Annotated in this window: 23 protein-coding genes; 12 read left to right on the top strand and 11 right to left on the bottom strand. The window is 65.0% G+C overall.

The features are described 5' to 3' along the window. Window positions 1–168: 168 nt before the first annotated feature. Together AC0YKC_RS17250 and AC0YKC_RS17245 are read right to left on the bottom strand one after the other, a co-directional pair. On the bottom strand, window positions 169–1,524 hold the full coding sequence (locus tag AC0YKC_RS17250; protein ID WP_488511902.1) for a sigma-54-dependent transcriptional regulator: 1,356 nt from the start codon (window positions 1,522–1,524) through the stop codon (window positions 169–171). Next, on the bottom strand, window positions 1,521–3,386 hold the full coding sequence (locus tag AC0YKC_RS17245) for an ATP-binding protein (protein ID WP_488511901.1): 1,866 nt from the start codon (window positions 3,384–3,386) through the stop codon (window positions 1,521–1,523). Before AC0YKC_RS17245 ends, AC0YKC_RS17250 begins: the two co-directional genes overlap by 4 nt. 237 nt (window positions 3,387–3,623) lie before the next feature. Between AC0YKC_RS17245 and AC0YKC_RS17240 the strand changes: the two genes are divergently transcribed. Continuing rightward, window positions 3,624–4,958, top strand: a complete 1,335-nt coding sequence (locus tag AC0YKC_RS17240) for a dicarboxylate/amino acid:cation symporter (RefSeq protein WP_320298855.1) — start codon at window positions 3,624–3,626, stop codon at window positions 4,956–4,958. 124 nt (window positions 4,959–5,082) lie between these two features. After that, window positions 5,083–5,664, top strand: a complete 582-nt coding sequence (locus tag AC0YKC_RS17235) for a histidine phosphatase family protein (RefSeq protein ID WP_320298854.1) — start codon at window positions 5,083–5,085, stop codon at window positions 5,662–5,664. Between the two features lie 263 nt (window positions 5,665–5,927). Here the strand turns inward: AC0YKC_RS17235 and AC0YKC_RS17230 are convergent, their stop codons facing one another. From AC0YKC_RS17230 to AC0YKC_RS17220, 3 genes are all read right to left on the bottom strand, one after another. Next, the gene (locus AC0YKC_RS17230) at window positions 5,928–6,671 is read right to left on the bottom strand and encodes a pseudouridine synthase (protein WP_488511900.1); all 744 of its coding nucleotides are present in this window, start codon (window positions 6,669–6,671) and stop codon (window positions 5,928–5,930) included. 98 nt (window positions 6,672–6,769) lie between these two features. Next, window positions 6,770–7,252 (bottom strand): hypothetical protein, encoded by a 483-nt coding sequence (locus AC0YKC_RS17225; RefSeq protein WP_320298672.1) that lies wholly within the window; start codon window positions 7,250–7,252, stop codon window positions 6,770–6,772. A gap of 89 nt (window positions 7,253–7,341) precedes the next feature. Then, a complete protein-coding gene (locus tag AC0YKC_RS17220; protein ID WP_488511899.1) occupies window positions 7,342–9,045 on the bottom strand; it encodes an AfsR/SARP family transcriptional regulator in 1,704 nt (567 codons plus the stop codon). A 132-nt stretch (window positions 9,046–9,177) separates the two neighbouring features. Here AC0YKC_RS17220 and AC0YKC_RS17215 point away from each other — a divergent pair, with 132 nt between their 5' ends. Next, entirely contained in the window at window positions 9,178–9,843 is a 666-nt protein-coding gene (locus AC0YKC_RS17215) for a peroxiredoxin (RefSeq protein ID WP_140543785.1), read from the top strand. A gap of 140 nt (window positions 9,844–9,983) precedes the next feature. Then, the gene (locus AC0YKC_RS17210) at window positions 9,984–11,126 is read left to right on the top strand and encodes an NAD(P)/FAD-dependent oxidoreductase (RefSeq protein ID WP_488511898.1); all 1,143 of its coding nucleotides are present in this window, start codon (window positions 9,984–9,986) and stop codon (window positions 11,124–11,126) included. Window positions 11,127–11,214: 88 nt separating this feature from the next. Here AC0YKC_RS17210 and AC0YKC_RS17205 read toward each other — a convergent pair whose 3' ends face one another. Continuing rightward, a complete protein-coding gene (locus AC0YKC_RS17205; RefSeq protein WP_320298676.1) occupies window positions 11,215–11,655 on the bottom strand; it encodes a hypothetical protein in 441 nt (146 codons plus the stop codon). A 414-nt stretch (window positions 11,656–12,069) separates the two neighbouring features. Here AC0YKC_RS17205 and AC0YKC_RS17200 point away from each other — a divergent pair, with 414 nt between their 5' ends. Beyond that, on the top strand, window positions 12,070–13,089 hold the full coding sequence (locus tag AC0YKC_RS17200) for an NAD-dependent epimerase (protein ID WP_488511896.1): 1,020 nt from the start codon (window positions 12,070–12,072) through the stop codon (window positions 13,087–13,089). A 16-nt stretch (window positions 13,090–13,105) separates the two neighbouring features. On the opposite strand, the gene AC0YKC_RS17195 is transcribed toward AC0YKC_RS17200, so the two are convergent. Next, entirely contained in the window at window positions 13,106–14,419 is a 1,314-nt protein-coding gene (locus tag AC0YKC_RS17195; RefSeq protein WP_488511895.1) for an MFS transporter, read from the bottom strand. A 208-nt stretch (window positions 14,420–14,627) separates the two neighbouring features. On the opposite strand from AC0YKC_RS17195, the gene cyoA reads away from it, so the two are divergent. The 4 genes from cyoA to cyoD are packed head-to-tail and all read left to right on the top strand — an operon-like array spanning window position 14,628 to window position 18,820. Beyond that, a complete protein-coding gene (gene cyoA, locus AC0YKC_RS17190) occupies window positions 14,628–15,803 on the top strand; it encodes a ubiquinol oxidase subunit II (RefSeq protein WP_434725223.1) in 1,176 nt (391 codons plus the stop codon). Between the two features lie 10 nt (window positions 15,804–15,813). Further along, window positions 15,814–17,820, top strand: a complete 2,007-nt coding sequence (gene cyoB / locus AC0YKC_RS17185) for a cytochrome o ubiquinol oxidase subunit I (protein WP_488511894.1) — start codon at window positions 15,814–15,816, stop codon at window positions 17,818–17,820. A gap of 2 nt (window positions 17,821–17,822) precedes the next feature. After that, a complete protein-coding gene (gene cyoC / locus AC0YKC_RS17180; protein ID WP_488511923.1) occupies window positions 17,823–18,449 on the top strand; it encodes a cytochrome o ubiquinol oxidase subunit III in 627 nt (208 codons plus the stop codon). Next, complete coding sequence (gene cyoD / locus AC0YKC_RS17175; RefSeq protein WP_488511893.1) at window positions 18,446–18,820, top strand: cytochrome o ubiquinol oxidase subunit IV; 375 nt, start codon at window positions 18,446–18,448, stop codon at window positions 18,818–18,820. Before cyoC ends, cyoD begins: the two co-directional genes overlap by 4 nt. A gap of 82 nt (window positions 18,821–18,902) precedes the next feature. On the opposite strand, the gene AC0YKC_RS17170 is transcribed toward cyoD, so the two are convergent. After that, a complete protein-coding gene (locus tag AC0YKC_RS17170; RefSeq protein WP_488511892.1) occupies window positions 18,903–19,043 on the bottom strand; it encodes a hypothetical protein in 141 nt (46 codons plus the stop codon). Between AC0YKC_RS17170 and AC0YKC_RS17165 the strand changes: the two genes are divergently transcribed. From AC0YKC_RS17165 to AC0YKC_RS17155, 3 genes are read left to right on the top strand one after another with little or no spacing between them, the layout of a single operon-like run. Continuing rightward, a complete protein-coding gene (locus AC0YKC_RS17165; protein WP_488511922.1) occupies window positions 18,978–19,628 on the top strand; it encodes an SURF1 family protein in 651 nt (216 codons plus the stop codon). The two genes, AC0YKC_RS17170 and AC0YKC_RS17165, sit on opposite strands and share 66 nt — an antisense overlap. Beyond that, the gene (locus AC0YKC_RS17160; RefSeq protein ID WP_488511921.1) at window positions 19,625–20,977 is read left to right on the top strand and encodes an ATP-binding protein; all 1,353 of its coding nucleotides are present in this window, start codon (window positions 19,625–19,627) and stop codon (window positions 20,975–20,977) included. The genes AC0YKC_RS17165 and AC0YKC_RS17160 overlap by 4 nt, the downstream gene beginning before the upstream one ends. Then, window positions 20,967–21,500: a response regulator transcription factor gene (locus AC0YKC_RS17155; RefSeq protein ID WP_488511891.1), complete on the top strand. Its 534-nt coding sequence runs from the start codon at window positions 20,967–20,969 to the stop codon at window positions 21,498–21,500. Before AC0YKC_RS17160 ends, AC0YKC_RS17155 begins: the two co-directional genes overlap by 11 nt. A 16-nt stretch (window positions 21,501–21,516) precedes the next feature. On the opposite strand, the gene doeB is transcribed toward AC0YKC_RS17155, so the two are convergent. From doeB to AC0YKC_RS17140, 3 genes are read right to left on the bottom strand one after another with little or no spacing between them, the layout of a single operon-like run. After that, complete coding sequence (gene doeB / locus AC0YKC_RS17150) at window positions 21,517–22,521, bottom strand: N(2)-acetyl-L-2,4-diaminobutanoate deacetylase DoeB (protein ID WP_488511890.1); 1,005 nt, start codon at window positions 22,519–22,521, stop codon at window positions 21,517–21,519. Between the two features lie 4 nt (window positions 22,522–22,525). Beyond that, a complete protein-coding gene (doeA, locus tag AC0YKC_RS17145) occupies window positions 22,526–23,716 on the bottom strand; it encodes an ectoine hydrolase DoeA (protein ID WP_488511889.1) in 1,191 nt (396 codons plus the stop codon). Window positions 23,717–23,753: 37 nt separating this feature from the next. Next, window positions 23,754–24,746: a cyclodeaminase gene (locus AC0YKC_RS17140; protein ID WP_488511888.1), complete on the bottom strand. Its 993-nt coding sequence runs from the start codon at window positions 24,744–24,746 to the stop codon at window positions 23,754–23,756. Window positions 24,747–24,801: the final 55 nt, after the last annotated feature.

The raw sequence follows: 24,801 nt of genomic DNA, 5'->3' as shown, positions 1-24,801 counted from the left end.
ACCCGGCAACACCGCCGCGGCGATGCGTTCGCCGCCCGGCTGATGCCCGAGTGCCACGGTTTCCCGGTCAGGTTCAACGGCGGAAGCGGCGTTGCGGTTCCCGAAGCATGATGCCGAGAAGTGTGAAGCGGTTTTCGGACGACATCATGCTCCGTCTCCAGCCTTGATCTATCGGGAAAAATCGCTGCGCACGATGCCGTGCCGCTGCAGCTTGTCGTAGAAGGTCTTGCGCGGAATGCCGAGCGCCTCGATGGTGCGGCGCACGTCGCCGTCATTGCGACCAAGCGTCTCGCGGATGATTTCGGCTTCGTAACGATCGAGCCGTTCCGGCAAGGGCATGGAGGTGTCGATCTCCATTGCCGCAGGGGAAGACGCAGCGGCAACGTCGTCCAGCCCGAGCACGAAGCGTTCGGCGAAATGGGCAAGCTCGCGCACATTGCCGGGCCAGTCATGCTCGCCGAGATGGCGCTGGACCGCGGCGGAGATCGCCGGCACGGGGCGCCGGAAGCGGGCGGCAGCACGCTCGGCGAAATAACCGAACAGCAGCGGCACGTCGTCCCGCCGCTCGCGCAGCGGCGGGATCGAAAGCGTCACCACATTGAGCCGGTAATAGAGATCCTCGCGGAAATTGCCGCGCTGGCTGGCATTGCCGAGATCGACCTTGGCGGCGGCGACGACGCGCAGGTCGACCGGTCGCACCTCATTGGTGCCGAGCGGCGTCACCTCACGCATTTCGAGCACGCGCAGCATCTGCACCTGCGTCGAGGCCGGCATGCTTTCGATCTCGTCGAGGAACAGCGTGCCGCCGCTTGAATGCTCGATACGGCCGACCCGCCTCTTCTGCGCGCCGGTGAAGGCGCCGGCCTCATGGCCGAACAATTCGCTCTCGATGACCGTCTCAGGCAGCGTGCCGCAGTTCAACGCGACGAAATTGCCCTTGGCGCGTCGGCTCCAGCGGTGCAGCAGGCTCGCCACCACCTCCTTGCCGGAGCCGGTCTCGCCGGTCACCAGAACGTCGACATCGGTGTCGGCGATCTGCCGCAATGTCCGGCGCAGCCGCTCCATGGCCGGCGTCTGGCCGATCAGCGGCAATCCTTCCTGGGCCTGCTCGGCCGCCTCGCGCAAGGCGCGGTTTTCCATCACCAGGCGGCGTTTCTCGGCGGCACGGGCAACGCTCTGCGCCAGCCGCTCAGCGGCGAAAGGCTTGGTGATGAAGTCGTAGGCGCCGTCCTTGATCGCCTTGACGGCCATCGCGATATCGCCGTGGCCGGTGACCAGGATCACGGGTATATCGGGGTCGAGTTGCAAGACGCGGTCGAAAAGCTGCAGTCCGTCGATCTCCGGCATGCGGATGTCCGACACCACCACCCCAGCGAAATTCCTGTCGAGCGCCGCCAGCGCTTCGCTCGCCACCGCGTGGGCCGACACCGCAAAGCCGGCAAGCTCCAGCGTCTGCCTTGTCGCCTTGAGCAGATCGCTATCGTCATCGATCAGGATGACCGATGCTGGATCGTGATTGGTCATGCCGCGCCGGCTTTCGACAGATGGATGGTGAAGCGTGTGCCCTGGCCGCTGCTCGAAACCTCGATGCGCCCGCCATAGTCGGCGACGATGTCCTTGGAGATGACGAGGCCGAGCCCGAGGCCTTTTTCCTTGGAGGTGTTGAAGGGCGTGAACAGCGACTTCAGGATCGCGGGCGGGATGCCCGGGCCGTTGTCCAAGACCATGAGCGCGACGTCATCGCCAGCCGCAGTCGCCGAAACCTCGACTTTCGCGTCGTCGCGGCCGTCGAGCGCCTCCAGCGCGTTCTGGAACAGGTTGATCAGCACCTGCTCCAGCCGCAGCCGGTTGCCCATCACCTTCAGCGCCGGCGGCGGCAGCGTGATCGCCAGCGCATCCAGCCGGCCGGCGAAGCGGCTCCTGAGCAGCACCACGGCGCCTTCGATCACGCCGCGCAGCTCCACCGGCTCGGCCGCTGTGCGGCCCTTGCGGGCGAAGGCTTTCAGCTCCTCGGTGATCGAGCCGATGCGCTCGGTCAGCGCGGCGATGGCGCCAAGGTTCTCCTCGGCTGAGGCGCTCTGCTTGCGTTCGAGGAAGACGCGCGCATTGTCGGCATAGGCGCGGATCGTCGCCACCGGCTGGTTGATCTCATGTGCGACACCGGCGGCGACCTGGCCGAGCGTTGCAAGCCGGTTGGCCTGCACCAGCTCCTGCTGCATCACCTGCAGCCTGGCTTCGGTGCTGCGGTGGTCGACGATCTCGGCCTGCAGCCGGTCGCGCGCCAGGCTCAGATCCTGCGTGCGCTCGACGACGCGCCGCTCGAGCTCGGCGCGCGCGGCCTGTTCGGCGGCAATCCGCATCTGCCCGGACTGCCGCCGCCACAACAGATAGGCGGCAAAGGCGATGAGCGGCACGAGGACGCCCAGCACCAGGAGCCGCATTTCGCGCTGCGCCGCCGCGACCGGTGCTTCGGCGGGAACGAGATAGTCGAGGCGCCAGGGCGTCGACGGCACGGCGGTCGACAGCCGCAGGTATTCGGCGTCGCTGCCGCCAGGCGTGATGGCATGGACAAGCGCGACATCGGGGCTGAGCGGTTGTGGCTTCGTGATCGGCAAGGGCACCAGCGGCGCATCGCCGAATTGCTGGCTGGCGCGGATGTCGGCCGTGACGGGAGCAGCCAGCGGCGCGACCGTCATGAAGCGCCAGGAAGGGACGCTGGTGATCAGCACCACGCCATGCGCATCGCTGACATAGGCCGGCCGGTTCGCCTCGCGCCAGTCGGACTCGAGCTGGTCGAATTCCATCTTGACCACGACGACGCCGAGCGGCCCCGAAGCGCCGTCGACGCGGCGCGAGATGTAGAGACCGGGGCGTTTGCTGACATTGCCGAGCGCGAAATATTCGGCCGTGCCGGTTTCCATCGCGCCCGAGAAATAGGCGCGAAAGCCATAATCGTTGCCGACGAAGCTCACCGGCTCGCGCCAGTTGCTGGAGGCGATCGCCAGACCGTCCGTGCCGGTGACATAGAGCACCGAGGCCTTGGTGCCCGACACCAGTCCTTCAAGCTTGCGGTTCAAGACATCGATCGATGCGGGGCTGCGCTCGCTCAGCGCATCATGCACCTGTTGGTCTTCCGATAGCAGCAGCGGCAGCGCGCGCGGGTTTTCCAGCACCGCGCGCAGCAGCGCGACCTTGAGGTTGGCGTCGGTGCGCCCTTGCGTGGCCAAAGCCTCTATCTCGGTCGAGCGGCCGTAAAGCCCGGCGCTGTAGAGCGCCGCGAACACGATCAGCAGCGCCACCGCCGCGAACAGCAGCCAGGCACGACGCGCCCGCCCGGCAAGCAGTTCGGGCGTCGGGGCGAGGGCAGCGGCAGGGCGTTGCAGCATGCCGCATCTGTGCATGATTTCGCACAAAGCGCAATTCGACCTATGCGGATAACCGCACTAACACCGACCAAAGTACCGGTCGCGAGTTCAAAAAAGTCAGCAAAATCAATGAGAGGAGCCTTTGAGCGCAATCTGGCACGCGGGTTGCAAATACATCCGCAGCAGCCGCGAGGCTGTGGAGGTCAACAGCCCCCTGGGAGGTCGAGCGTCTCGATCGGGGGCCGAACGGAGGACATCATGCAGACAGCAATCGCTGCCGCCGAACCGCGCGGCAAGGTTCCCTTTTACCGGCATCTCTATGTGCAGGTCCTGGTGGCGATCGCCGCCGGCATCCTGCTTGGACATTTCTACCCCGACCTGGGCGCCTCGCTGAAGCCGCTTGGCGATGCTTTCATCAAGCTGGTCAAGATGGTCATCGCGCCGGTGATCTTCCTCACCGTGGCGACCGGCATTGCCGGTGTTTCCGACCTGCACAAGGTCGGCCGCGTCGCCGGCAAGGCGATGATCTATTTCCTCGTCTTCTCGACATTGGCGCTCGTCGTCGGCCTCGTCGTGTCGAACGTCATCCAGCCCGGCGCCGGCATGCACATCAATCCAGCGACCCTCGACCCCTCGAAAGTAGCGACCTTCACCGAGAAGGCGCATGACACTTCGATCGTCGGCTTCCTGATGAACATCATCCCCGACACCATCACCGGCGCTTTCGCGCAGGGCGACATCCTGCAGGTGCTGTTCTTCTCGGTGCTGTTCGGCATAGCGCTGGCCCTGGTCGGCGAACGTGGCCGCCCTGTGGTCGATTTCCTGCAGGCGTTGACCGCGCCGGTCTTCCGCCTCGTCGCCATCCTGATGAAGGCAGCCCCCATCGGCGCCTTCGGCGCCATGGCCTTCACCGTCGGCAAATATGGCATCGGCTCGATCGCCAACCTCGCAATGCTGATCGGCACCTTCTATCTGACGTCGCTGCTCTTCGTGCTCGTCGTTCTCGGCACTGTGGCATGGTACAACGGCTTCTCAATCCTGGCGCTGATCCGCTATATCAAGGAGGAGCTGCTCCTGGTGCTCGGCACCTCGTCGTCCGAGGCGGCACTTCCCGGCTTGATGGCCAAGATGGAGCGCGCCGGCTGCAACCGTTCGGTCGTCGGTCTCGTCATTCCGACCGGTTATTCCTTCAACCTCGACGGCACCAACATCTACATGACGCTGGCGGCCCTGTTTATCGCCCAGGCTACCGACACGCCGCTGACCTTCGGTGATCAGATCCTCTTGCTGCTCGTCGCCATGCTGAGCTCCAAGGGTGCGGCCGGCATCACCGGCGCCGGCTTCATCACGCTGGCCGCCACGCTCTCGGTGGTGCCCTCGGTGCCGGTCGCCGGCATGGCGCTGATCCTCGGCGTCGACCGCTTCATGTCGGAATGCCGCGCGCTCACCAACTTCGTCGGCAACGCCGTGGCGACAATCGTCGTTGCGCGCTGGGAAGGCGAGCTCGACCAGAAGCAATTCGCCGCTGCCATGGCTGGCCAGTTGCCGGAGGAGGCCGACCTTGCGCTGTCGGGCGGCCTGCAGCCCGCCTGATCACCCGCATCCTCCCGATGCGCAGCAGGTCGCGGCAGTCGCCGCGGCCTGTTCTTTTTGTCGGCCGCCGCATAGGCTGCGCGAGCCGGATTCTCGGCAAAACATTCAGCCGAGAGGGTGGTCGATGAGCAGCGCGTATCCCGAGATCTATCTTGTTCGCCATGGCGAGACAGAGTGGAGCGCCTCGGGCAGGCATACCGGCCGCACCGACATCCCGCTGACAGCGAGAGGCGAGGAGGCGGCGCGCGGCGTCGCCGATCGGCTCAAGGGGCTGACTTTCCAGGCGGTCTGGTCGAGCCCCTCGCAGCGCGCCTTCGACACTTGCCGGCTCGCCGGCTTCGGCGCGCGCGCGGTCAAGAAGCCGGATCTGCAGGAATGGGACTATGGCGCTTACGAAGGCGTGACGACCAAGGAGATCCTGTCGAAGCGCCCTGGCTGGCAGTTGTTTCGCGACGGCTGCCCGGACGGCGAGACGGCGGCCGATGTCGGCGCCCGCGCCGACGCCGTCATCGCCGGGCTGCGCGCGGTGGCCGGCAATGTGCTGATCTTCTCCAGCTCGCATTTCCTGCGTGTCTTCGCATCGCGCTGGGTCGGCCTGCCACCGGAAGGCGGCGAGCATTTCGTGCTCGACACCGCCAGCCTCAGCATCCTCGGCTACGAGCACGATTTGACCGAGCCGGTCATCCGCCGCTGGAACCAGAAGTAGTCCTGCTGGATGGCAGCACAGGTGCCTCTGGAGATTGGGCGAAACCCCGCAGCCTCGTCATTCTAGGGCGGAGCAAGGAGCGAAGCGACGCGGCGCAGACCCTAGAATCCATGCCGTTACCTATACGCGTTGCGGCGGTCCAGAACGATCCCTGTCTTACGCCGTCTTTACTCCGTGCGCTAGGTCACTGCATGGATCCTCGGGTCTGCGCGTCCGCTTCGCTCCCGCTCCGCCGTGGATGGCGAAGTTCGGGGGCGCACCCATTAAGCAACAAGTATCGCCAGCTCCTCGGCGGTAAGGTGCCGCGCCTGACCCTTGGCAAGTTCGCCCAGCTGCAGACCGCCGATCGCCACCCTGATCAGCCGCAGCACCTCGATGTCGAAAGCGCCGAGCAGCCTGCGGATCTGGCGGTTGCGGCCCTCGTCGAGCACGATCTCCAGCCAAGCTGTCCGCCCGCCGCTGCGCAACAGCGCGATCGAGCTTGCGGCGAGCAACTCGCCGTCGACGACCGCTCCTTGGCGAAATCGCTCCAGCATCGCCTCGTCGGGCGCGGCCGCGATCTGCACATGATAGGTCTTGGCGACATGCGAGGCAGGGTCGAGCAAACCGTTCGCCCAGCGCGTGTCGTTGGTCATCAAAAGCAGGCCTTCGCTCGCCTTGTCGAGGCGGCCGACGGGCGATACGAAGGGCAGGTCGAGCCCTTTCAGGCAGTCATAGACGGTGCCGCGGCCTTCCGGGTCATCGCAGGTCGTGACCAGCCCGCGCGGCTTGTTGAGCATCAGATAGACCTTGCGCTCGGCAACGATGCGCTCGCCGTCGACGGTGATGCGGTCACGGTCGGGATCGATGCGCAGCAAGGCATCGCGCACCGTCTTGCCGCCGACCTGTACCCGCCCCTCGGCGACGAGACGCTCGGCCTGCGTGCGCGAGCAGAAGCCAAGCTTGGAGAGCGCTCGGCTGAGGCTGACCTTTGGGGTTGCTGATCGTCGGTCGGGTTGGCGTGCCACTTGTCTTTGTCTTCGAACTTTCTCAAAACGCCGCAACCGATGCCACGCTTGGCGAGATCAGCGCAAGCGGCTCCATTGCCCGGTTCGGGTCGCCAATTTCACTCCTGCGGCGCGCTCAGCCGTCGGTAGGGGATGCCGTCGAACGTTGCCGTCACGAAGCTCTTGACCGACATCTTGCGCTTGCGTCCGTCGCTGCAGGCGTAAAGCGGCCAGCCGGCCTCGCTGCACTCGCTGGCCACGCAGATGCGGCCCAGGCAGTTGCCTGTGGTCAGCCGGAAGCCGCCCTTGCCGGCAAAGCCCTGCAGCAGGCTGCCATCCGCCGAGCGCCATGTCCGCTGCTGGAATTCAGGCCGCAAAGCCAGAGGTTCGAGAGGCGCGGCGAGGTCGGCTGTGCCGGCAACTCCGGCGAGCAGCAGGCGATAGCGCGCCATTCCGGTCGTATAGGCGGTCACGAGGTCGGATTCGCCCGAGTAAGTCGTTGCCAGCTCGTCGCCGTCGAGCAGGTGAGACGCTCGCTCGCTCGCCTCTGTCGGTCCCATCAGGGCAACCAAGGCAACAAGGGCCAGGCAAGCGCGCGACATCTCGATTTCCAGCAGCCATGCATATCCGGGCGTGCCAGCGCCCCCGGCTGCCTGCCTTACCATCTCGCCGATTGGCCTCCGGCGCAAGATCAGCCGTGGCTTCCCATCCGCGCCAGGCATCGAGCCTGGTCGCGGGGCCGCCCAAGCTCTTCGTAGCGGCCGGCCGCCTCCTCGAAGGCGGCGAGCGCGCGCACTTCCTTGTCCTGTGCCCGCCGTTGCACGCCCCGCGCTTCCCAAAGGGCGGCCGCCCAGGGTCCGCCTTGCCACATGCCGGCGATGCGTTCGGCGTCGTTCAGGCGACGGTCGACCTGTTCCAGGTCGCCTGACTCGGCAAGCGCGATCGCCGAGGCGGTGCGCAACGCCATCGAGCATGGCTGGCAGGCGCCCGGCGTCAACAGCCTGTCGCCGGCGAGGATCTCCTCGGCCACCATTTTCGGCGTCGATGCCGCCCGCACCGCCAGCGCCTGCATGCGCATGATGAGATGCGGCGAAAGCCAGGAACGCTCGGCATCGGTGAGGCCGCGCTGGATCAGGCGGCTGGCTCGCCATTTCTGACCGCGCTCCAGGGCGATCTCGGCTAACCGCTCGATCGCCAGCACGCGGCCGGCAACCGCGTCCGCCTCGAGGAGCAGTCGCTCGGCCTCGGTGAGGAATTGCTCGGCTTTGTCGAGCTCGCCCGAAAACAACGCCGCCTCTCCGAGGAGCAGGCAGGCGAGACCGCGTCCGGCGTTCGATTCCGCCTCCTCGGCGACAGCGAGCAGTTCCTCGGCCAGCCCCGCGACTTCGGCATGGCCTTTGGCGCTGCACAGACAGAATTCGGACAGGCACAGATGTCCATCGAAGACATGTTGCACGAAGGCCGGCTTGGCGCGGACCCACTCGATGAATTCGGACCGGAACAGCTGCGGCCATCGCGCCTGCATCATCGAGGCAAGTCCCAGCAGTGCGCTCGCCTCGCCGACCTCGCGCGCCAAATTGGCGCCCAGCGCGAGATCGCGTGTCTGCCGCGCGATCTGGCTCGCCTTGTCGAACTCGCCGCTCTGCAGGTGCACCAAGCCCCAGGCGAGCGAGGTGCGGATGCGCTCCGAGGGGCTGACTGTCTCCGTGCCTGAGAGCGCCAGCGCCTTTTCGTAGAGCGCGATGGTCGCGGCGCTCGGCCCGACGCCGAGTTCGGCATGCAAATTGTCGCGAAGCTGGTTGAACTGGCGGATTGCCTCGACGCGGTTGCCGGCATCGAGCGCGGCCTGCATCAGCGCGCATTGTGCCTGCTCGTCGGCCGGGTCGAGCGCGATGAGCCGCTGCCACAAGCCGCCGGCGCGCAACAGGTCGCTGTAGCGTTGCTGTATCTGCGCGCGGGGAGTGTCGAGCCATTCGACGAAAAGATCATCGGGCAAAAGCCTGCCGCCATAGAGGTCGGCCGCCTGTTCGAAAGTGCTTTTGTCGCCGCCTCGGAGCGCCGCTTTCGCGGCCGCCTCGAAGTTTTCGATATCGATGTCGAGCTCCGCATCGGGTGCGAGCGCGATGATGTCGTTGCCGATCTCGATGAGTTCATGGGCGCCAAGCGCGCGGCGCGCGAAATGGACGGCTTTGCGCAGGCTCCCGCCGGCCGCTTCCGGGTCGGCGTCGGGCCAGAACGTCTCCATCACTTGCTCGCGGTGCATGCGATGCGCGGGCTTCAGCGCCAGCAGCTTGACCAGCGCGGCGGCGCGGTCGCGTCGCCAGTCGCCCCCCGGTATCGCCCGGCCGTCGACACTGACGGCGAAGCGGCCGAGCAGATGGATCGAAACGCGCATCAAAGCACCATCCGCAAGAAGGGGAGCCGGCGCCGAAGCCATCACCAGCCGGCGGTGGTCGGGGAACGCTGGCGGAACATAGATTTCCTAATATGCCTGCGCAATCAAATTCCAACCGGAAAGGAAATGACCATGTCACTCCGTATCGCAGACATCGCCCCCGACTTCACCGCCGACACCACGCAAGGCCCGATCTCCTTCCACGAGTGGCTGGGCAAGGACTGGGGCATCCTGTTCTCGCATCCCAAGGACTACACGCCGGTCTGCACCACCGAGCTCGGATACATGGCGCGCCTCAAGCCCGAGTTCGACAAGCGCGGCGTCAAGGTCATCGGCCTGTCCGTCGACCCGGTCGAGAAGCATGCCGGCTGGGCGAAGGACATCGCCGAGACGCAAGGCATGGCGCCGAACTTCCCGATGATCGGCGACCCGACGCTCGCCGTCTCGCAGCTCTACGACATGCTTCCGGCCTCGGCCGGCAACAGCGCCGACGGTCGCACCGCCGCGGACAATCAGACGGTGCGCAACGTCTACGTCATCGGCCCCGACAAGAAGATCAAGCTCGTCATATCCTACCCGATGACGACGGGCCGCAACTTCGACGAGGTGCTGCGCGTCGTGGACTCCCTCCAGCTGACGGCCAAGCATCGCCTGGCGACTCCGGTCAACTGGAAGCCCGGCGACGACGTCATCATCGCGGGTTCGGTGTCGAACGATGAAGCAAAGCAGCTCTATCCGCAGGGCTGGAAGGAACCGAAGCCCTATATCCGCATCGTGCCGCAGCCTGTGCTGACCTGACAGGTCGGGCATCGAGGTTTTAGGCGACGGGCATCGGCGGCGAGGGCGTGAGAGACACATCCTCGCCGCCACACAACGGAAAGACAGTGAGCAAAATCAATCCGGCGCATCGGCATGGCGCCAAGAGGTGGGGAACCGAGATGAGCACTGCTAACAAACCGCGCATCGTCGTCCTGGGTGCAGGCTTTGGCGGCCTCGAACTGACGACGCTGCTGTCCGAGGCGATGGGCGACGGCGTCGACGTCACGCTCATCGACAAGAGCGACGCCTTCGTGTTCGGCTTTTCGAAGCTCGACGTGATGTTCGGCCTGAAGGCGGCGGAGGCGGTCCGCTTGCCCTACAACCGCTACGCCAAGCCCGGAGTGAAACTGCTGCAGCGCACCATCACCGCGATCGATGCGGAGAGGCGCCGGGTCACCACCGACGACGGTGTCTACGATGCCGATTACCTGATTGTCGCGCTTGGCGCTGAATATGATTTCGACGCCACGCCTGGGCTGTCGGGCACCAACGAGTTCTACACGGTTGCCGGCGCGGAGCGGCTGCGCGACGTGCTGCCGAGCTTCAAGAAGGGCAGGGCGATGGTCGGCGTCTGCGGCGCGCCCTACAAATGCCCGCCGGCCCCAAGCGAATGCGTGCTGATGCTGCATGACTACCTGATGCGAAAGGGCGTGCGCGAGGCCTGCGAGATATCGCTGGTGCTGCCGCTCGGCAGCCCGGTGCCGCCGTCGCCCGATACCTCGAAGGCGCTGCTTGCGGCTTTCGCCGAGCGCGGCATCAAGTTCATCCCCAGCCGTCGCGTCGCCTCGGTCGACAATACCCGAAACATGGCAATGCTCGACGACGGCACCGAAATGCCGTTCGACCTTTTCCTCGGCGTGCCCAAACATCGCGTGCCGCCGGTCGTGCTGGAAAGCGGCATGTCGGAGAACGGCTGGATCCCGGTCAACCCGCGTACGCTCGAAACGAAGTACCGGAATGTCTACGCGGTCGGTGACGGCGCCAACACCGGGACGCCGAAGGCCGGCGTGTTCGCCGAAGGTGCCGCGCGCGCCGTCGCCTCAGCACTCATCGCCAAGCTGCGTGGCAGCGGAAACGGCACGCTCTATGACGGCTTCGGCACCTGCTACATCGAATTCGGCGGCGGCCGCATCGGCAAGGTCGAGGTCGATTTCTTTTCGGGCCCTGCGCCAACCGGCAACTACCATGAGCCCTCGGTGGCGCTACGCGCCGACAAGGAAAAGTTCGGCTCGAGTCGACGGTCGCGTTGGTTCGGCTCGTGAGCCGGTGACAACTGAAATCATGGGCGGCACGGGCGCAGCCGCCAAGAAGGCGGCGCGCGACAAATCTGAAGGCGATCCGTGGGTCGCCTCAGCTGTTGGCGGCTGGCGGCAGCTCGAACAGGGTGGCGCCGTTCTCTCGCCCGCGGTCGATATAGCCGATCACGCGGAACCATTTCGCGACGTCGGGCCTGTCCAGCCAGCTGCGCGAATGTATGGGAAGGTTGCCGGCAAGCGCCTGGACATGGCGGATGTGGCGCTTGCAGAAGCGGACCGTCGCGGCGTTGAAGAAATCCTCCCGCGCGGCAAAGAGCGTATCTGCGGCGTCCGCGTGCTCATGCCAGGCGATGATCGCCACCGTCCTGTCGTCCTGAGCGAGCGCATGCGCCCGGCCTTCCTTCAGGTTCATCATCAGATTGTCATAGGCGCTTTTGCTGTCCTTGCCGGCCGCCACATATTCGTCCGACATTCGCTTGGACAGGCCACGGAACACATCTTCCAGGTCGCCGACCGTCGCCGCGCGTGCTCTCATTTCTCCTCCTGACAGCCCGCTGGCAGTTTGCCCCACCGAAGGAGGATTACCAAGAAAACCAAATCCTCAATGGCGCCAATGCGCAAAATCTCATTCCACCTTGACCGGTCCGTTCCCTGACCGCGCTCGCATATAAGCATTGGCTTGAGATCGCATTTGCGCTGTCGGATACTGGTGGCCTTCTGGGCCCTCCGGCCCGCATCGTTCCCTAAGGCGGCCATGATCGACCTGATTGAAACCATATACGAGGCGGCCTTCGTCCCGGAGCGATGGAGCGCGGTGCTCCAGCCTTTGGCCTCACTGCCGCCCTAGTGGCCGGGATTGCATTGGAGCGGTATCGTTGAATTCGTCGCCGGTCTGCCATAAAAGGCGCAAGTTCTCGACCGGCCTGAGGCTGCAGCGTTAGGGGTGTGCATGACGTCGAGCAGGCCGATCCTGATCACCGGCGCAGCCGGTTTCATAGGTTTTCACCTTTGCCACAGGCTGCTTGCCGAAGGCCGGCAGGTCGTCGGCCTCGATTCCATGAGCGAGTATTACGACGTCGCGCTGAAGCAGGCGCGGCTCGAGCGGCTGAAGGCGTTCCCGAATTTTCGCTTCGAGCACGCCGATCTCGCCGACCGCGATGGCATCTCGGGGGTCTTTGCGTCGGTCGCGCCGGAGATCGTCGTCAACCTCGCCGCCCAGGCGGGCGTCCGCTACTCGCTGGTCAATCCGCATGTCTATGTGCAAAGCAATCTCAACGGCTTCCTCAACATCCTGGAAGGATGCCGGCAGGCCTCGGTCGGCCATCTCGTCTATGCGTCGTCGAGCTCGATCTATGGCGGCAGCACGCGCATGCCGTTCTCGGTGCATGATTCCGCCGACCATCCCCTCAGCCTCTATGCCGCCAGCAAGAAAGCAAACGAGCTGATGGCCCACACCTACAGCCATCTTTTCGGGCTGCCGACGACGGGCCTGCGCTTCTTCACCGTCTACGGTCCGTGGGGACGGCCCGACATGGCCTTGTTCATCTTCACCAAGGCCATCCTCGCCGGCCAGCCGATCGACGTTTTCAACCACGGCAACATGCAGCGGGACTTCACCTACATCGACGACATCGTCGAGGGGGTGATCCGCGTCATGCAGCATCCCGCGGCGCCCAACCCCGATTGGACAAGCGCAGCACCCGATCCCGCGACGAGCACCGCGCCATTCAGGATCCACAACATCGGCGACAGCTCGCCCGTCGAGCTCAGCCGGCTGATCGATGTGCTGGAAGACGCGCTTGGGCGCAAGGCGATCCGCAACATGATGCCGCTCCAGCCGGGCGACGTTCTGGCGACCTTCGCCGACGTCACCTCGCTCGAACGGGTGACCGGCTTCAAGCCCAGGATCCCGATCGAGGTCGGCGTCCCGCGCTTCGTGGAATGGTACCGGGATTTCTACCAGGTCTAACCGTACGCCTGCGATACTAGCGGTCGGCTGTCGACGCCTGCCTGTCGATCCAGAGCGCGATCAGCGTGCAGGCGGCGCCCGAAAGCAGATAGGCGCCGGCGGCGATGAGGCCGAAATTGCCGGCCAGAAGCAGCGCGGCTAGCGGCGCGAAGCCGGCGCCGAACATCCAGGCGAGATCCGACGTCACCGCCGAGCCGGTATAGCGGTGCTGGCGCGAGAAGCTCGATGCGACGACGCCCGAGGATTGTCCGAAGCTCAAGCCCAAAAGGATGAAGCCCAGCACCATGAACACCGTCTCGCCGATGGTGCCGCCATTGAGAAGCTGCGGGGCAAAGCCGCTGAATGCGGCGATGGCGACAGCGCCGCCGCCGAGCAAAGCACGGCGTCCGACACGGTCGGCGAGTGGGCCGGATGCGACGATTGCCGCAATGCCGAACAGCGCACTCACCGCCTCGATCACCAGAAAGCGCTCCGGCCCCTCATTGGTGAACAGGAACACCCAGGACAGCGGAAACACCGTTACCATGTGGAACAGCGCGAAGCTTGCCAACGGCGCGAAGGCGCCGATGACGACATTGCGGCCTTCGGTGCCGACCATGTCCCTGATGCGCGTCGGCTGCAGGTCGCCGCTTTCGTAGAGTTTCGAGAATTCGGGCGTCACCACGATGCGCAGCCGGGCGAACAGCGCCACAACATTGATGGCGAAGGCGACGAAGAAGGGATAGCGCCATCCCCAGGAGAAGAAGTCGTCGGCCGAGAGGTTGGCGACGAAGAAGGCAAACAGCGAGCTTGCGACAATGAGGCCGATCGGTGCGCCGAGCTGCGGGATCATCGCATAGATGCCGCGCCGGTTCTGCGGCGCATTCAGCGCCAGGAGCGAGGGCAGTCCGTCCCATGTCCCGCCGAGCGCCAGGCCTTGCAGGAACCGGGTAAGCCCCAGCAGCCAGGCGGCGACCGCGCCGACGTCTTCATAGGAGGGCAGGAACGCCATGGCGACGGTCGAGGTGCCGAGCAGGAACAGCGCGATCGTCAGCTTGGCGCCGCGGCCATAGGCGCGGTCGATCGCCATGAACAGCACCGTGCCGAACGGGCGCGCGATGAAGGCCAGCGCGAAGATGGCGAACGAATAAAGCGTTCCGACCAGCGGGTCGTGGGTCGGGAACACCAGCTTGGGGAACACGATGACGGAAGCGATGGCATAGACGAAGAAATCAAAGAACTCCGACGTCCGGCCGATGATCACGCCGACCGCGATATCGCCCGCGCTGACCTGGCCGTGATGCGAGCCGATCAGCTTGCTGTCAGTTTCGGCAGTCGAAGTCTGAGCCATCTTATCCGTCGCCACTGAGCTGCCAGGGGAGTGCGGGGCGCAATCGCCGTTGTCCCATTGTGCGTTGCACACTTTCGCCAAAGCCGCGCCGACTGGGCATTGGACAAATTGTCCAATGTCGTTGCAACCCCGCCAGCGTTAGCCCTTGGTCGATACCGCATTGCAACATGAAAACCCTGCTGCACCGGGTCATCGAGGTCAACGTCTGATGAAACGATCCGGAGCCTTGCTTCTGTTTCCCCTGCTGCTCAGCGGCTGCGACCTCGTCGTGCTGTCGCCGGCGGGAGATGTCGCGGTGCAACAGCGCGACCTGCTGGTCGTCTCGACGCTGCTGATGCTGCTCATCATCGTGCCCGTGATGGCGCTGACGGTGCTGTTTGCCTGGCGCTACCGGCAATCCAGCACCACGGCGACCTACACGCCAGACTGGGACCATTCGACCAAGCTCGAGCTGGTGATCTGGGCCGCTCCCCTGCTCGTCATCATCTGCCTCGGCGCGCTCACCTGGCTCGGTACGCACCTGCTCGACCCTTATCGGCGCATCGACCGGATCGAGCCCGGACAGCCGGTCACGCAGGTACACAAGCCGCTCAGGGTCGACGTCGTCGCGCTCGACTGGAAATGGCTCTTCATCTATCCGGACTACGGCATCGCCTCCGTCAACGAACTGGCCGCGCCGGTCAATCAGCCGATCGATTTCCGCATCACTTCCTCCACGGTGATGAACTCCTTCTACATTCCCGCCCTTGCCGGGCAGATCTACGCCATGCCCGCCATGGAGACGAAACTGCATGCCGTCATCAACCGTCCGGGCAGCTACAAGGGCTTTTCGGCCAATTACAGCGGCGCCGGCTTCTCGGGCATGCACTTTGCTTTCAATGGCCTCTCCCAGGAAGCGTTCGACCAGTGGGTGGCGCAGACCAGGAGCGCGCCGGCGGCTCTGACCCGCGACACCTATCTCGAGCTCGAACGTCCGAGCGAGAATGAGCCGGTCCGCCACTATGCCTCCGTCGATCCCGACCTCTTCGGCGCCATCCTCAACCTGTGCGTCGAGCGCGGCAAGATGTGCATGAACGAGATGATGTCGATCGACGCCAAGGGTGGTCTGGGGTTGGCCGGCGTGCGCAACACCTTGCCGCTGCAATATGACAAGCTTGCCCGGCGCGGCGCCGTGTTCGGCAGCGACCCGTCCTATGTCGCAAGCATCTGCACGGCCGAGGAAGCGGCCGCCGCCTCGCGCGCGGCCCGCGATGCCGACGCGAAATACTGGCCGTTGCGCGACCTTTCCCCGCTGCGAGGGGCAGGGCTGCTGAGCCCAGGGACAGGCAGCCGCCGCGCCGACGCCGGGACGCCGTCGCTCGGCTTGCTGCGCTTCGAATTGTGAGGAATCGCGGATGCCTGAGACGCTGACCAAATTCATCTTCGGCCGCCTCACTCTGGAGTCGTTGCCGCTGCACGAGCCGATCGTCGTCGCCACCTTCATCGCTGTGGCGCTTGGCGGCCTCGCCCTTCTCGGCGCCGTCACTTACTTCAAGCTTTGGACCTATCTGTGGCGCGAGTGGTTCACCAGCGTCGACCACAAGAAGATCGGCATCATGTACATGGCGCTCGGCCTCGTCATGCTGCTGCGCGGCTTCTCCGACGCCATCATGATGCGCCTGCAGCAGGCGATCGCCTTCAATGGTTCCGAGGGCTATCTCAATGCCCATCACTACGACCAGATCTTCACCGCGCACGGCGTGATCATGATCTTCTTCGTGGCGATGCCTTTCGTCACCGGGCTGATGAACTTCGTCGTGCCGCTGCAGATCGGCGCGCGCGACGTCTCCTTCCCCTTCCTCAACAATTTCAGCTTCTGGATGACGGTCGGCGGCGCCATCCTGGTCATGGCCTCGCTGTTCGTCGGCGAGTTCGCCCGCACCGGCTGGCTCGCCTATCCGCCGCTCTCCGGCATCGGCTACAGTCCGGACGTCGGCGTCGATTATTACATATGGGCGCTGCAGGTGGCGGGCGTCGGCACGACACTGTCCGGCATCAACCTGATCTGCACCATCATCAAGATGCGCGCGCCCGGCATGACGATGATGCGCATGCCCGTCTTCACCTGGACCTCACTTTGCACCAACGTGCTGATCGTAGCCTCCTTCCCGGTGCTGACGGCGGTGCTGACGCTGCTCGCGCTCGACCGCTATGTCGGCACCAACTTCTTCACCAACGACTTCGGCGGCAACCCGATGATGTATGTGAACCTCATCTGGATATGGGGTCACCCGGAGGTCTACATCCTCATCCTGCCGCTGTTCGGCGTCTTCTCCGAGGTCACCTCGACCTTCTCCGGCAAGCGCCTGTTCGGCTACACCTCCATGGTCTACGCCACGGTCGTCATCACCATCCTGTCCTATCTGGTCTGGCTGCACCACTTCTTCACCATGGGCTCCGGCGCCAGCGTTAATTCCTTCTTCGGCATCACCACGATGATCATCTCGATCCCGACCGGGGCGAAGATATTCAACTGGCTGTTCACCATGTATCGCGGCCGCATCCGCTTCGAACTGCCGATGATGTGGACGGTGGCCTTCATGCTCACCTTCGTCGTCGGCGGCATGACCGGCGTTCTGCTTGCCGTTCCGCCGGCCGACTTCGTGCTGCACAACAGCCTGTTCCTGATCGCGCATTTCCATAACGTCATCATCGGCGGCGTGCTGTTCGGCCTGTTCGCCGGCATCGCCTACTGGTGGCCCAAGGCCTTCGGCTTCAAGCTCGATCCATTCTGGGGCAAGGTCTCGTTCTGGTGCTGGGTGCTCGGCTTCTGGTTCGCCTTCATGCCGCTCTACATCCTCGGCCTGATGGGCGTGACGCGCCGCATGCGCGTCTTCGACGATCCCTCGCTGCAGATATGGTTCGTCATCGCTGCCTTCGGCGCGGTGCTGATCGCCTGCGGCATCGCCGCCTTCCTGGTCCAGATCTTCGTCTCGATCCGCAAGCGCGCGGAACTGGTCGACGTCACCGGCGATCCCTGGGACGGCCGCACGCTCGAATGGTCGACCTCCTCGCCGCCGCCGGCCTACAATTTCGCCTTCACCCCCATCATCCGCGACAACGATGCCTGGTGGGACATGAAGAAGGCGGGCTACCGGCGTCCGCTCTCCGGCTTCAAGCCGATCCATATGCCTAAAAACACCGGCACCGGCGTCATCCTCGCTGTCTTCAGCGTCGCGCTCGGTTTCGGCCTGATCTGGTACATGTGGTGGCTCGCGGCGCTGAGCTTCGTCTGCCTCATCGCCACCGCGATCGGCCACACCTTCAACTACCACCGCGACTTCGACATCCCGGCTGCCGAGGTCGAGCAAACGGAAGAGGCGAGGACGACGCTCCTCGCCGCTGAGGGGGCCAGGGCTTGAGCATGACATCGACGGCGATCACGGCCGGCTCGGAGCCGGTCTTCCACCTGGAAGAGGAGCATGCGCACGCCGAAGGCGGCAGCACCATGCTCGGCTTCTGGCTCTATCTGATGAGCGACTGCCTGATCTTCGCCATGCTGTTCGCGGCCTTTGGCGTGCTCGGCGGCAATTACGCAGCCGGTCCGGCGCCGAAGGACCTGTTCGATCTCGGCCTGGTGGCGGTCAACACCACGATGCTGCTCCTGTCCTCGATCACCTATGGCTTTGCCATGCTGACCATGGACAAGGGGCGCGTCGGCGCGACGCAAACCTGGCTGGTCGTGACCATGCTGTTCGGCCTGACGTTCCTCTCGATCGAGCTCTACGAATTCGCGCATATGATCCATGAAGGCGCGACCCCGCAGCGCAGCGCCTTCCTGTCGTCTTTCTTCACGCTGGTCGGCACGCACGGCCTGCACGTCACCTTCGGCATCGTCTGGATGGTGACGCTGATGGTGCAGGTCGCGAGATATGGCCTCATCGAGGCCAACCGCCGCCGGCTGATGTGCCTCTCAATGTTCTGGCACTTCCTCGACGTCGTCTGGATCGGCGTCTTCACCTTCGTCTATCTGATGGGGATGCTGCGATGAGCGCTCATGATCATGCCGGTCACGACCACGCGCATGGCGGCGCCGCGCACGGGTCACTGAAGGGCTACCTGATCGGCTTCGTCCTGTCGGTGATCCTGACCGCCATCCCGTTCTGGATGGTCATGAGCGGCGCCATCGACAACAAGCAGGCCACGGCCATCATCATCATGGCCTTCGCGGTGGTGCAGATCGTGGTGCACATGATCTTCTTCCTGCACATGAACCCCGCCTCGGAAGGCGGATGGTCGATGCTGGCGCTGATCTTCACGGTGATCCTCGTCGTCATCGTGCTGAGTGGCTCGCTCTGGGTGATGTACCACCTCAACGCCAACATGATGCCCGGGCTCCACGAGATGCGGGAGATGCCATGAGCCCCATTTCGGGCATGGGAGGGCCAAAGTCGAGGCAAAGGACACGATCGGCCGGGCAGGGTCTGGCTCCCACGCCGCGCCGTTAAAGGGCACCGCGTCGAGAATCCTGCTTGCGCTGGCCGGGCTTCTCGGCGTTCTGGTCTTTCTCGGGCTCGGCATCTGGCAGCTGGAAAGGCGGGTCTGGAAGCTCGACCTGATCGCCCGCGTCAACCAGCACATCCATGCTCGCGTCGTCGATGCGCCCGGCCCTCAGGACTGGAGCGGCTTGAGCGCGCCGGATTACGAATATCGTCATGTGCGCCTGACCGGGCGCTTTGAGGGCGGCGCCAACACGCTGGTGCAGGCGGTGACCGAGCTCGGTGGCGGCTATTGGGTGCTGACGCCGATGCGCGACGACGGCGGTTTCACGGTCCTCGTCAACCGCGGCTTCGTTCCGCAGGAGCGAAAGGCCGAGTTCGAGTGGGAGAGCGGCGGTTTCACCGAGGCGGCTACGGTCGATGGGCTGCTGCGCGTTAGCGAACCCGGCGGCGGTTTCCTGCGCAGCAACGATCCCGCGGCCAACCGCTGGTATTCGCGCGACGTCGTGGCAATCGCCAAGGCGCGCGGACTGGCGGAAGTCGCGCCCTATTTCATCGATGCCGAGGCGTCCGGGCCGGCTGGCTGGCCGCGCGGCGGGCTTACCGTCGTCACCTTCCGCAACAGCCATCTCGTCTATGCTTTGACCTGGTTTGCCCTGGCAGCGATGCTGGCGCTGGCCCTCGCAAGGCCGATCCTTGCCGGACGTCGGAAGTGGGTCTCGGCAAGATGAACATCTCGATCCCGGTGCTTCATCACGGCAAGCCGTTCGCGGCGGCTCCTCTTGCCGGCCAGGCAGGCGCCGCCTCGAATTCCGACGCGACGAACAGGAAGAACCTGCTGCTTCTCATCCAGTTGCGCTGGCTGGCGGTGGCGGGGCAGGTGCTGACCATCCTGGCGACGCAATACTGGTTCGCCATCCCGCTGCCGCTCGTCGAGATGGCCGGCGTCGTGCTTTTCCTGGTCGGGCTCAACATCTTCAGCCTGCTGGTCCTGCGCGGCAACAGGCGCATCTCCAACGCGCAGCTCTTCGTCGCGCTGATCTTCGACATGGCGGCGCTGACGACGCAACTCTACCTGAGCGGCGGCGCCTCGAACCCTTTCGTGTCGCTCTATCTCCTGCAGATCACGCTCGGCGCCGCGCTGCTGGCGCCATGGTCGACCTGGATCCTGGTGGTGGCCGCCTCGGCCTGCTTCGTCTTCCTTATCTTCGTTTTCCAGCCGATCGCGATCCCGCATCATGGCGGCAGCGACCTCCTGGCGCTGCATCTGCGCGGCATGTTCATCTGCTTCGTGCTCGCGGCCGGCCTGATCGTGATCTTCATGACGCGCATCAACCGCAACCTGCGCGAACGCGATGCCTACCTCGCCGACCTGCGCCAGCGTTCCGCCGAGGAAGATCACATCGTGCGCATGGGCCTGCTGGCCTCGGGTGCGGCGCATGAACTGGGCACGCCGCTCTCGACCATATCGGTCATCCTGTCCGACTGGCGCCAGATGCAGGGCGTCAAGCGCAACCGCGAGCTTTCCGAGGATGTGGCCGAGATGCAGGTGCAGATCGAGCGCTGCAAAAGCATAGTCACGGGCATCCTCATGTCCTCCGGCCAGGCGCGGGGCGAGGGCACGATCCGCACCACGATCCGCGACTTCCTCGACGATCTCGTCCAGGAGTGGCGTGTCAGCCGCCAGCCCCTCAGGCTGGACTACAGCAACGGTTTCGAGCCGGACGAGCAGATCGTGTCCGACACGGCGCTGAAGCAGGTGATCTTCAATGTGCTCGACAATGCGCAGGAAGCATCGCACGATTGGGTCGACATAACTGCCGAGCGGCAGGATGAGAAGCTGGTGCTCTCCGTCGAGGATCGCGGACCGGGTTTCGACAAGGATATTTTGGCCACGCTCGGCCAGCCCTATATGTCGAGCAAGGGGCGGCCAGGCGGCGGCCTGGGCCTCTTCCTGGTGTTCAACGTGGTGCGCAAGCTCGGCGGCGACGTTTCGGCGCGCAACATGGCCGAGGGCGCTCGCGTTACCCTTTCGCTGCCGCTGGCGGCACTGACCGATGGAGACGATCGTGAAATCTGATCGATCCCTGTTTGTCGTCGAGGACGACGCGACTTTCGCGCGAACGCTCAAACGTTCGTTTGAAAAGCGCGACTACGACGTTGTGGTCTGCCACGACCGCGAGGCGCTGCTGGTCGCACTGGAAACGGCCGTTCCGGGCTATGCGGTCGTCGATCTCAAGCTCGGAGCGGGATCGGGGCTCGAATGCGTCAAGCTGCTAAGCGCCCGCAATCCGTCGATGCGGATCGTCGTGCTGACGGGATTCGCCAGCATCGCCACGGCGGTCGAGGCGATCAAGCTCGGCGCCTGCCACTATCTGGCCAAGCCCGCCAACACCGATGACATCGAAGCCGCCTTCGGCCGCGCCGAGGGCGACGTTTCGGTGCCGCTCACCAGCCGCCCCACCTCGATCAAGAACCTCGAATGGGAGCGCATCCACGAAACGCTGGTCGAGACCGGCTTCAACATCTCCGAAACTGCGCGCCGGCTTGGCCTGCACCGGCGCACGCTTGCCCGCAAGCTCGAGAAGCGCGTGGTGCAGTAGGCGCGACGCGCCGGGGCTACTGCCCGACGGCCACGCCAAGCACCGAGACACAGTCGCCCGCCTTGACCAAGCCCGGGAAGTGGCGCGCTGCGAGCAATCCGGACATCCTGGCCTTGATCTCCTGCGGCGCCTGCCCGGTGCGGCCGACCGGATGGATGCGCGCGACCACCTGGCCTTCCTTGATCGCCTCGCCGAGATCGACCATGGTCTCGATCATGCCGTCATCCTCGGCGAAGGCGAAGCAATCGCCCGACGGCATGTCCAGCCATTTTGTTCGAGTCTTCTCGACCGCACCATCGACGATGCCCGCATGGCGAAGCACGTTGAGGATGCCGCGCCGGGCGATGCGCACGGTTTCGGCGCGCGAGGTGCCGCCGCCGCCGAGCTCGGTGGTGACGAAGACCTTGCCCATTTCCTCGGCGGCCGTGTCGTACATGCCGACCGCGTCGATCTCCGTCATGCGCATCGAGAACGGCGCCGAGAAAGCTTCGACCGCGGCGAAGGCCTTTTTCTCCTGCGCCTTGTCCGACAGCGTATGCGCGGCACAGAACGGCACGAAGTCCAGTGTCCTGCCGCCGGAATGGAAGTCGAAGACGATGTCCGCGCGCGGAAGCAGCTCGCGTTGGAAATAATCGGCGATCTTCTCCGTCACCGTGCCGTCCGGGCGGCCGGGGAAGGAGCGGTTCATGTTGCCCTTGTCGATTGGCGAGGTGCGCGTGCCGGCCCGGAACGCCGGATAGTTCATCGCCGGCACGATGATGACCGTGCCGGAGACATTTTTCGGGTCGAGCGTGCGGGCGAGCTCGTAAAGCGCCAGCGGCCCCTCATACTCGTCGCCGTGATTGCCGCCGGTGAGCAGCGCCGTCGAGCCCTTGCCGTTGCGAACGACGCAGACCGGGATCATCACCGATCCCCAGGCGGAATCGTCGCGGCTGTAGGGCAGGCGCAGGAAGCCGTGCTGGACGCCGTCGCGCTCGAAGTCGACGGTCGGCGCGATCGGCGACGGACGCAGAGCGGACATCGGCTCAGTCCTTCACGAACAGCTTGCGCGGCACATTAGCCAGGCACTCGACGCCGGTGTCGGTGATCAGGATCGACTCGGTGATCTCCAGCCCCATCGTCTCCAGCCACAGCCCTGTCATGAAATGGAAGGTCATGCCGGGCTTGAGCTCGGTGCGGTCGCCGGGGCGCAGGCTCATCGTGCGCTCGCCCCAGTCCGGCGGATAGGAGATACCGATCGGATAGCCGGTGCGGTTGTCCTTGACGATGCCGTATTTCTTCAGCACCGCGAAGAAGGCGTTGGCGATGTCCTCGCAGACATTGCCGGGCTTCGCCGCCGCGAGGCCTGCCTCCATGCCTTCCAGCGTCGCCTTCTCGGCGTCGAGGAAGGCTTGCGTCGGCTTGCCGAGGAAGACGGTGCGCGACAGCGGGCAGTGGTAGCGGTTGTAGCAGCCGGCGATCTCGAAGAACGTGCCTTCGTTCACCTTCATTGGCTTGTCGTCCCAGGTCAGATGCGGCGCCGAGGCATCCGCGCCAGACGGCAGCAGCGGCACGATCGCCGGATAGTCGCCGCCAATTTTGCCATCTGGGCCGTCGACGCCGCGCGTGCCGACATCGTAGATCTCGGCGACCAGGTCGCATTTGCGCATGCCGACCTCGATCTTGTCGACGATGCGCTGGTGCATCGCCTCGACGATGCGGGCGGCGTTGCGCATGTACTCGATCTCGGTCGGGCTTTTCACCGCCCGCTGCCAGTTGACCAGCGCGGTGGCGTCGGCGAAGCGGGCGTTGGGCAGGTGCTTCTGCAGCGCCGCGAAGGCGGCGGCCGAGAACCAGTAATTGTCCATCTCGACGCCGATGGTGAGCTTGTCCCAGCCGCGCTCGGCCAGCACGCTGGCGAGGTAGTCCATCGGGTGGCGCTCGGTCGACTGCACATAATGGTCGGCGTAGCCGATGATGTTGTCATGCGCGAGATAGGCGGTGCGCTTGGCGCCGTTGGCGTCCTGGCCGCGGCCATACCAGACCGGCTCGCCCGAAGGCGGCACGATCACCGCCTGATGCACATAGAAGGACCAGCCGTCATAACCCGTCAGCCAGGCCATGTTGGAAGGATCGCTGACGATCAGAAGATCGACGCCTTTCACCTCCATGGCCTTGCGCGTCTTGGCGAGGCGATCGGCAAATTCGCTCCGCGAGAATTTCAGGTTTGGCTGCATTTTCTTGGTCCTCGTTTGTTGGGCCTTGCGGCCGGTACTAGCTCTCGAAAATCGTTCCGGCATTCGCCGCCCGCGCACGGTCGCGAGCCAGCGTGGCGATCGCGGTGTCCTGCACGCCGGTGCCGGTGAGGTCGGCAATGGTGATGTCGCTTGCCGTACGTCGGCCGTGCTTGCTGCCGGCAATGATCTCACCCAGTTCGGTGATCTCCGCATCGGCGGCGAAGACCGCCGCCTCGATGGCGTGGTGGAGCTCGCCGAGGCGCCGTGTCTGCTTGGCGCTGTCGGCGACATAGAGGTCGGCCATGCGCAGGATCGCCGGCGCGATCTCGTTCTTGTGCTCGGCATCCGAGCCCATCGCGGTGATGTGCTGGCCGGCGGAGATGAAGCCGGGCTTGATCAGCGGCTCGGTCGAAGGTGTCGTTGTGACGATGATGTCGGCCCCGGCCGCCGCGTTTGCCGCGTCCGGCTCGGCGCGCACGATGATGCCAAGCTTCTCGCGCAGGCGAGCAGCGGTTGCCTCGGCCTTGGCGGCGTCGCGCGCCCAGATGCGCGCTTCCTCGATCGGTCTCACGAGCCGCAAGGCTTCCAATTGCAGGCCGGCCTGCAAACCGGCGCCGAAGATCGCCGCGACCTTGGAGTCCTCGCGCGACAGATGCCTGGCCGCGACCGCGCCGGCGGCGGCGGTGCGGATGTCGGTGAGATAGCCGTTGTCGAGCAGCAGCGCCTCGACCACGCCGGTCTTTGCCGAAAGCAGCACCATCATGCCGCCGCCGCTCGGCAGGCCCAGCGTCGGATTGTCGAAGAAGCCGGAACTTATCTTGACGGCGAAACCGTCTATGCCGGGCACATAGGCGGACTTCACGTCGACCTCGCCGCGGTGCTCGTGAATGTCGAGCCGCAAAATCGGCGGCATTGCTACGGGCATTGTGGCCAACGCCCGGAAGGCATTCTCGACGCAGGCGACAGCGTCCAGGTCGAGCGTCACGATCTTGCGTAACTCGGCTTCTGTAAGGATGGTCATGCGGCTCATGCTGCGCGCTCCGCAAAGGTGCTAGCCGCGAAGGAAGGCGTTCCGTCACACCCCC

It is taken from the genome of Mesorhizobium sp. CNPSo 4661, from assembly GCF_057784215.1.
Note: the sequence above shows the minus strand (reverse complement) of the source record. Positions and strands in the feature narration are given on the sequence as shown.

Bases quoted from the DNA above. Each gene is read 5' to 3' on its own strand.
- AC0YKC_RS17250 (WP_488511902.1), bottom strand. From the start codon at position 1,524: ATGACCAATCACGATCCAGCATCGGTCATCCTGATCGATGACGATAGC.
- AC0YKC_RS17245 (WP_488511901.1), bottom strand. From the start codon at position 3,386: ATGCTGCAACGCCCTGCCGCTGCCCTCGCCCCGACGCCCGAACTGCTT.
- AC0YKC_RS17240 (WP_320298855.1), top strand. From the start codon at position 3,624: ATGCAGACAGCAATCGCTGCCGCCGAACCGCGCGGCAAGGTTCCCTTT.
- AC0YKC_RS17235 (WP_320298854.1), top strand. From the start codon at position 5,083: ATGAGCAGCGCGTATCCCGAGATCTATCTTGTTCGCCATGGCGAGACA.
- AC0YKC_RS17225 (WP_320298672.1), bottom strand. From the start codon at position 7,252: ATGTCGCGCGCTTGCCTGGCCCTTGTTGCCTTGGTTGCCCTGATGGGA.
- AC0YKC_RS17220 (WP_488511899.1), bottom strand. From the start codon at position 9,045: ATGCGCGTTTCGATCCATCTGCTCGGCCGCTTCGCCGTCAGTGTCGAC.
- AC0YKC_RS17215 (WP_140543785.1), top strand. From the start codon at position 9,178: ATGTCACTCCGTATCGCAGACATCGCCCCCGACTTCACCGCCGACACC.
- AC0YKC_RS17210 (WP_488511898.1), top strand. From the start codon at position 9,984: ATGAGCACTGCTAACAAACCGCGCATCGTCGTCCTGGGTGCAGGCTTT.
- AC0YKC_RS17205 (WP_320298676.1), bottom strand. From the start codon at position 11,655: ATGAGAGCACGCGCGGCGACGGTCGGCGACCTGGAAGATGTGTTCCGT.
- AC0YKC_RS17200 (WP_488511896.1), top strand. From the start codon at position 12,070: ATGACGTCGAGCAGGCCGATCCTGATCACCGGCGCAGCCGGTTTCATA.
- AC0YKC_RS17195 (WP_488511895.1), bottom strand. From the start codon at position 14,419: ATGGCTCAGACTTCGACTGCCGAAACTGACAGCAAGCTGATCGGCTCG.
- cyoA (WP_434725223.1), top strand. From the start codon at position 14,628: ATGAAACGATCCGGAGCCTTGCTTCTGTTTCCCCTGCTGCTCAGCGGC.
- cyoB (WP_488511894.1), top strand. From the start codon at position 15,814: ATGCCTGAGACGCTGACCAAATTCATCTTCGGCCGCCTCACTCTGGAG.
- cyoC (WP_488511923.1), top strand. From the start codon at position 17,823: ATGACATCGACGGCGATCACGGCCGGCTCGGAGCCGGTCTTCCACCTG.
- cyoD (WP_488511893.1), top strand. From the start codon at position 18,446: ATGAGCGCTCATGATCATGCCGGTCACGACCACGCGCATGGCGGCGCC.
- AC0YKC_RS17170 (WP_488511892.1), bottom strand. From the start codon at position 19,043: ATGGATGTGCTGGTTGACGCGGGCGATCAGGTCGAGCTTCCAGACCCG.
- AC0YKC_RS17160 (WP_488511921.1), top strand. From the start codon at position 19,625: ATGAACATCTCGATCCCGGTGCTTCATCACGGCAAGCCGTTCGCGGCG.
- doeB (WP_488511890.1), bottom strand. From the start codon at position 22,521: ATGTCCGCTCTGCGTCCGTCGCCGATCGCGCCGACCGTCGACTTCGAG.
- doeA (WP_488511889.1), bottom strand. From the start codon at position 23,716: ATGCAGCCAAACCTGAAATTCTCGCGGAGCGAATTTGCCGATCGCCTC.
- AC0YKC_RS17140 (WP_488511888.1), bottom strand. From the start codon at position 24,746: ATGAGCCGCATGACCATCCTTACAGAAGCCGAGTTACGCAAGATCGTG.